Below are 1169 nucleotides of genomic sequence, written 5' to 3' on the forward strand. Positions count from 1 at the left end.
ACGCGCGTCCGACAACCGCTCCACCAGCAGCAGGCCCGCACCTTCGGACCAGCCGGTGCCGTCGGCGGCGGCGGCAAAGGACTTGCAGCGCCCGTCGGGCGCCAGCCCGCGCTGCCGGCTGAACTCCACGAAGGTGTTCGGTGTCGACATCACCGTCACGCCGCCGGCCAGCGCCAGCGTGCACTCCCCCCGGCGCAGCGCCTGGGCGGCCAGATGCAACGCCACCAGCGACGACGAACACGCCGTGTCCACCGTCACCGCCGGACCCTGCAGCCCGAACGTGTAGGCCACCCGGCCCGACAGCACGCTTCCCGTGGTCCCGGTCAGCAGGTAGCCCTCCACGTCCTGCGACGGGCGGGCCATGTTCGTGCCGTAGTCGTGGTACATCAGGCCCACGAACACGCCGGTGTCACTGCCGCGCAGGGCGGTCGGGTCCAGCTTGGCCCGCTCGAACGCCTCCCAGCTCGTCTCCAGGAGCAGCCGCTGCTGCGGATCCATCGCAACGGCCTCGCGTGGCGAGATGCCGAACAGCTCCGGATCGAACTCGTCGGCGTCGTGCAGGAAACCTCCCTCGCGGGTGTAGCTCCTGCCCGGACGTCCTGGACGGGGGTCGTACAGCGCGTCGACGTCCCAGCCGCGGTTCGTCGGGAACGTCGAGATCGCGTCGGTGCCGGTGGACACCAGCCCCCACAGGTCCTCCGGGGAGGTGACCCCGCCCGGATACCGGCAGGCCATCCCGATGATCGCTATCGGTTCCGCCTCGGCGAAGGGGGTGGTCACAGCCGTGGCAGCCACGGTGCCGGCGGCCGCGGCGGACTCGGCCTCGCCGCTCCGGCGCACCTGCGTGAGCAGGTAGTCCACCAGCTCCGCCGGTGTCGGGTAGTCGAACAGCAGGGTGGCGGGCATCCTCAGCCCCGTTGCCGTGCCCAGCCGGTTGCGCAGCTCCACCGAGGTCAGCGAGTCGAACCCGAGCGCCCGGAACGCCGCGTCGTCGCGCACCACCGCCGCCTCGGTGTGTCCGAGCACGGCGGCCGTCTCGGCGCGCACCAGCTCGCGCAGCACCCGCTCCTGGTCGACCGGGCCGAGCGCGGCCAGCCCGCCCTCGGCGCCCGGCGCGTTCCCGCCGGCGGGCAGGTTCCCTCCGGCGTGCGGCCCGCGCCTGCCGGCGG

1 protein-coding gene is annotated in these 1169 nt (G+C 73.5%); it reads right to left on the reverse strand.

The features are described 5' to 3' along the window. Nucleotides 1–1169 (reverse strand): acyl carrier protein (locus CV1CTNOD_RS24605; protein ID WP_165485418.1); only part of this gene is annotated, 1169 nt, incomplete at both ends.

It is taken from the genome of Protofrankia symbiont of Coriaria ruscifolia, assembly GCF_900634745.1.
GTDB classification, from domain to species: Bacteria; Actinomycetota; Actinomycetes; order Frankiales; family Frankiaceae; genus Protofrankia; species Protofrankia californiensis.